The organism is Roseateles sp. GW821-FHT03B02, assembly GCF_059421025.1.
This window is the reverse complement of record NZ_JBWKUV010000025.1, coordinates 1-5,749: the sequence shown is the minus strand read 5'-3', so window position 1 is coordinate 5,749 and position 5,749 is coordinate 1. Positions and strand designations below refer to the sequence as shown.

The window sequence follows — 5,749 nt, the reverse complement described above, 5'->3', positions numbered from 1 at the left end:
AAAGAAATTTTCAAAAATACTTGACGACGAAGCAAAAAGCAGATTAGAATCTCGCTTCTTTGCTGCTGACGACAAAACGACGTCAGCGACGCAAACAAAGAGTTTAGGCTCCGAAGTTTGCGATGTTCTTTAAGAATTCACAGCCGATAAGCGTGGGCGTTTGAAGTGAAGTGATGTTGTCAGGTGACTGATGACGGTCCTTCGGACTTTAAACGCTCACGGAAAGAGAATGAAGCTATGCAAATAGTCTTTGTTCGATTCCGTTGAGTAAATTCAAGATCGAACTGTAGAGTTTGATCCTGGCTCAGATTGAACGCTGGCGGCATGCCTTACACATGCAAGTCGAACGGTAACAGGTTAAGCTGACGAGTGGCGAACGGGTGAGTAATATATCGGAACGTGCCCAGTCGTGGGGGATAACTGCTCGAAAGAGCAGCTAATACCGCATACGACCTGAGGGTGAAAGCGGGGGATCGCAAGACCTCGCGCGATTGGAGCGGCCGATATCAGATTAGGTAGTTGGTGGGGTAAAGGCCCACCAAGCCAACGATCTGTAGCTGGTCTGAGAGGACGACCAGCCACACTGGGACTGAGACACGGCCCAGACTCCTACGGGAGGCAGCAGTGGGGAATTTTGGACAATGGGCGCAAGCCTGATCCAGCCATGCCGCGTGCGGGAAGAAGGCCTTCGGGTTGTAAACCGCTTTTGTCAGGGAAGAAAAGGTTCTGGTTAATACCTGGGACTCATGACGGTACCTGAAGAATAAGCACCGGCTAACTACGTGCCAGCAGCCGCGGTAATACGTAGGGTGCAAGCGTTAATCGGAATTACTGGGCGTAAAGCGTGCGCAGGCGGTTATGCAAGACAGAGGTGAAATCCCCGGGCTCAACCTGGGAACTGCCTTTGTGACTGCATAGCTAGAGTACGGTAGAGGGGGATGGAATTCCGCGTGTAGCAGTGAAATGCGTAGATATGCGGAGGAACACCGATGGCGAAGGCAATCCCCTGGACCTGTACTGACGCTCATGCACGAAAGCGTGGGGAGCAAACAGGATTAGATACCCTGGTAGTCCACGCCCTAAACGATGTCAACTGGTTGTTGGGAGGGTTTCTTCTCAGTAACGTAGCTAACGCGTGAAGTTGACCGCCTGGGGAGTACGGCCGCAAGGTTGAAACTCAAAGGAATTGACGGGGACCCGCACAAGCGGTGGATGATGTGGTTTAATTCGATGCAACGCGAAAAACCTTACCTACCCTTGACATGTCTGGAATCCTGAAGAGATTTGGGAGTGCTCGAAAGAGAGCCAGAACACAGGTGCTGCATGGCCGTCGTCAGCTCGTGTCGTGAGATGTTGGGTTAAGTCCCGCAACGAGCGCAACCCTTGTCATTAGTTGCTACGAAAGGGCACTCTAATGAGACTGCCGGTGACAAACCGGAGGAAGGTGGGGATGACGTCAGGTCATCATGGCCCTTATGGGTAGGGCTACACACGTCATACAATGGCCGGGACAGAGGGCTGCCAACCCGCGAGGGGGAGCTAATCCCAGAAACCCGGTCGTAGTCCGGATCGTAGTCTGCAACTCGACTGCGTGAAGTCGGAATCGCTAGTAATCGCGGATCAGCTTGCCGCGGTGAATACGTTCCCGGGTCTTGTACACACCGCCCGTCACACCATGGGAGCGGGTTCTGCCAGAAGTAGTTAGCCTAACCGCAAGGAGGGCGATTACCACGGCAGGGTTCGTGACTGGGGTGAAGTCGTAACAAGGTAGCCGTATCGGAAGGTGCGGCTGGATCACCTCCTTTCTAGATAGATCGCGCCTCGTATGTTCTTAGGGACATGCAGAGCAAGATCAAACTAAAGAGCGAAAGCTCAAGCACTTTGCTTTAAGCGCCCACACTTATCGGCTGTCATACAACAGTGAGTGAAATCGCGTGCCTGTGGAGCTGGCCTCAACAAGCCTGGCGATGATGCAGAGCAACGCAAACAAGTTTCGCGTGGGTCTGTAGCTCAGTCGGTTAGAGCACCGTCTTGATAAGGCGGGGGTCGCTGGTTCGAATCCAGCCAGACCCACCACGAGAGATCGGGGGATTAGCTCAGCTGGGAGAGCACCTGCTTTGCAAGCAGGGGGTCGTCGGTTCGATCCCGTCATCCTCCACCAGTTTCACTCATTCAGTTGGTAAACCTTAGCGAATAGCCATGTTCGTTGAGGTTTACCAGCTCTTGGTCCGCAAGGATCGGCTGTTGTTCTTTAACAATTTGTAGAGTCGAATCAGCGTTGTTAGCGGAAAGCGTCTTCTGACGCACCGTGCCGCTAACAATGATTTTGATTGCGTCAAACATAGACTTCAACTAGCAAGAAATTGCTTAGGTATGAAGAACGGCGTAACGCGTGAATACTCAAAAACAGTTTGGATCTAAGGATCTGAATTGAGTCCTTGACGACAGTGCAGTCAGCGCTGTCAAAGTTATAGGGTCAAGTGACTAAGTGCATGTGGTGGATGCCTTGGCGATTACAGGCGACGAAGGACGTGATAGCCTGCGATAAGCTTCGGGGAGCTGGCAAATTAGCTTTGATCCGGAGATTTCCGAATGGGGAAACCCACTCCGCAAGGAGTAACTCTGACTGAATACATAGGTCATTGTGGCGAACCGGGTGAACTGAAACATCTCAGTAGCTCGAGGAAAAGACATCAACCGAGATTCCGAAAGTAGTGGCGAGCGAAATCGGAGTAGCCCTCGCGTTTTAGCAGTTTGCATATCAGAACGGAATGGAAAGTCCGGCCACAGCGGGTGATAGCCCCGTATGAGAAATGTAGATTGTGGAACTAGGCGCGAATAGAGTAGGGCGGGACACGTGAAATCCTGTCTGAATATGGGGGGACCATCCTCCAAGGCTAAATACTCGTAATCGACCGATAGTGAACAAGTACCGTGAGGGAAAGGCGAAAAGAACCCCGGGAGGGGAGTGAAATAGATCCTGAAACCGCATGCATACAAAAAGTCGGAGCCCGCAAGGGTGACGGCGTACCTTTTGTATAATGGGTCAGCGACTTACATTCAGTGGCGAGGTTAACCGAATAGGGAAGCCGTAGAGAAATCGAGTCCGAATAGGGCGAATAGTCGCTGGGTGTAGACCCGAAACCAAGTGATCTATCCATGGCCAGGATGAAGGTACCGTAACAGGTGCTGGAGGTCCGAACCGACTAGTGTTGCAAAACTAGCGGATGAGCTGTGGATAGGGGTGAAAGGCTAAACAAACTTGGAAATAGCTGGTTCTCTCCGAAAACTATTTAGGTAGTGCCTCAAGTATTACCTGCGGGGGTAGAGCACTGTTTAGGCTAGGGGGTCATGGCGACTTACCAAACCTATGCAAACTCCGAATACCGCAGAGTACAGCTTGGGAGACAGAGCACCGGGTGCTAACGTCCGGACTCAAGAGGGAAACAACCCAGACCGCCAGCTAAGGTCCCTAAAATTGGCTAAGTGGGAAACGAAGTGGGAAGGCTAAAACAGTCAGGATGTTGGCTTAGAAGCAGCCATCATTTAAAGAAAGCGTAATAGCTCACTGATCGAGTCGTCCTGCGCGGAAGATGTAACGGGGCTAAGCCAGTTACCGAAGCTGCGGATGTGCAATTTATTGCACGTGGTAGGAGAGCGTTCTGTAAGCCTGTGAAGGTGGGTTGTGAAGCCTGCTGGAGGTATCAGAAGTGCGAATGCTGACATGAGTAGCGTTAAAGGGGGTGAAAAGCCCCCTCGCCGAAAGCGCAAGGTTTCCTACGCAACGTTCATCGGCGTAGGGTGAGTCGGCCCCTAAGGCGAGGCAGAGATGCGTAGCTGATGGAAAACAGGTCAATATTCCTGTACCGATCAATAGTGCGATGTGGGGACGGAGAAGGTTAGCTCAGCCAACTGTTGGATATGTTGGTTCAAGCGTGTAGTCGTGCTCTTTAGGCAAATCCGGAGAGCTTAGATGAGGCGTGATAACGAGTCTGCTTGCAGACGAAGTGAGTGATACCCTGCTTCCAAGAAAAGCCACTAAGCTTCAGCTATTGACGACCGTACCGCAAACCGACACTGGTGCGCGAGATGAGTATTCTAAGGCGCTTGAGAGAACTCTGGAGAAGGAACTCGGCAAATTGACACCGTAACTTCGGAAGAAGGTGTGCCTTTAGTAGGTGAACCATTTACTTGGGGAGCCCAATGAGGCCGCAGAGAATCGGTGGCTGCAACTGTTTATTAAAAACACAGCACTCTGCAAAGACGAAAGTCGACGTATAGGGTGTGACTCCTGCCCGGTGCTGGAAGATTAAATGATGGGGTGCAAGCTCTTGACTGAAGTCCCAGTAAACGGCGGCCGTAACTATAACGGTCCTAAGGTAGCGAAATTCCTTGTCGGGTAAGTTCCGACCTGCACGAATGGAGTAATGATGGCCACACTGTCTCCTCCAGAGACTCAGCGAAGTTGAAATGTTTGTGATGATGCAATCTCCCCGCGGAAAGACGGAAAGACCCCATGAACCTTTACTGTAGCTTTACATTGGACTTTGAACAGATCTGTGTAGGATAGGTGGGAGGCTTTGAAGTAAGGTCGCTAGATCTTATGGAGCCAACGTTGAAATACCACCCTGGTGTGTTTGAGGTTCTAACCTTGTCCCGTTATCCGGGATGGGGACAGTGTATGGTGGGCAGTTTGACTGGGGCGGTCTCCTCCCAAAGTGTAACGGAGGAGTTCGAAGGTACGCTAGTTACGGTCGGAAATCGTGACGATAGTGCATTGGCATAAGCGTGCTTGACTGCGAGACTGACAAGTCGAGCAGGTACGAAAGTAGGACAAAGTGATCCGGTGGTTCTGTATGGAAGGGCCATCGCTCAACGGATAAAAGGTACTCTGGGGATAACAGGCTGATACCGCCCAAGAGTTCATATCGACGGCGGTGTTTGGCACCTCGATGTCGGCTCATCTCATCCTGGGGCTGTAGCCGGTCCCAAGGGTATGGCTGTTCGCCATTTAAAGAGGTACGTGAGCTGGGTTTAAAACGTCGTGAGACAGTTTGGTCCCTATCTTCCGTGGGCGCTGCAAGATTGAGAGAGCCTGCTCCTAGTACGAGAGGACCGGAGTGGACGCACCTCTGGTGTATCGGTTGTCACGCCAGTGGCATTGCCGAGTAGCTAAGTGCGGAAGAGATAACCGCTGAAAGCATCTAAGCGGGAAACTCGTCTCAAGATGAGTCTTGCCGGGGCCTTGAGCCCCCTGAAGGGTCGTTCGAGACCAGGACGTTGATAGGCTGGGTGTGGAAGCGCAGTAATGCGTTAAGCTAACCAGTACTAATTGCCCGTGAGGCTTGACCCTATAACTTTGACTGCCTAATCATTGCGATTGCAGATCAAGGTGGGTATTCAAGTTATGCTGTTCTTCAGAAGTCTGAAGACGCAATCAAAATACTGATTCCGCTGCATGTTTGAATACATGCGGTGTGCAGATTAGAATCTGCTGACTCTACGAATTGGGTTTGTTGACGCCGTCAACAAGCCAACCAGTCAAGCCTGACGACCATAGCGACTTGGTCCCACTCCTTCCCATCCCGAACAGGACAGTGAAACGAGTCAGCGCCGATGATAGTGCGGATTCCCGTGTGAAAGTAGGTCATCGTCAGGCTATTTATGCAAAGCCAACCCCCACTGCCGAAAGGCCGTGGGGGTTTGTGCTTTGTGGGCTGCAAAAATACTCGCTGCAATAAACTGCAGC

General features: G+C 51.6%; 1 protein-coding gene, 2 tRNA genes and 3 rRNA genes. 5 read left to right on the top strand and 1 reads right to left on the bottom strand.

All coding sequences use genetic code 11. The features are described 5' to 3' along the window. Nucleotides 1-281: 281 nt before the first annotated feature. The 3 genes from AC07VX_RS26775 to AC07VX_RS26765 all read left to right on the top strand — a co-directional run bounded on the left by AC07VX_RS26775 (nucleotide 282) and on the right by AC07VX_RS26765 (nucleotide 2,161). Nucleotides 282-1,805 (top strand): 16S ribosomal RNA (locus tag AC07VX_RS26775). Between the two features lie 194 nt (nucleotides 1,806-1,999). After that, a tRNA-Ile gene (locus AC07VX_RS26770) sits at nucleotides 2,000-2,076 on the top strand. Nucleotides 2,077-2,085: 9 nt separating this feature from the next. Next, nucleotides 2,086-2,161, top strand: a tRNA-Ala gene (locus tag AC07VX_RS26765). 11 nt (nucleotides 2,162-2,172) lie between these two features. Here AC07VX_RS26765 and AC07VX_RS26760 read toward each other — a convergent pair. After that, on the bottom strand, nucleotides 2,173-2,343 hold the full coding sequence (locus AC07VX_RS26760) for a hypothetical protein (protein WP_493167842.1): 171 nt from the start codon (nucleotides 2,341-2,343) through the stop codon (nucleotides 2,173-2,175). Between the two features lie 131 nt (nucleotides 2,344-2,474). On the opposite strand from AC07VX_RS26760, the gene AC07VX_RS26755 reads away from it, so the two are divergent. Beyond that, a 23S ribosomal RNA gene (locus AC07VX_RS26755) occupies nucleotides 2,475-5,353 on the top strand. A 193-nt stretch (nucleotides 5,354-5,546) separates the two neighbouring features. Beyond that, nucleotides 5,547-5,659 (top strand): 5S ribosomal RNA (gene rrf / locus AC07VX_RS26750). Together the 16S, 23S and 5S rRNA genes with 2 tRNA genes alongside form the textbook arrangement of a ribosomal RNA operon. Nucleotides 5,660-5,749 lie beyond the last annotated feature (90 nt).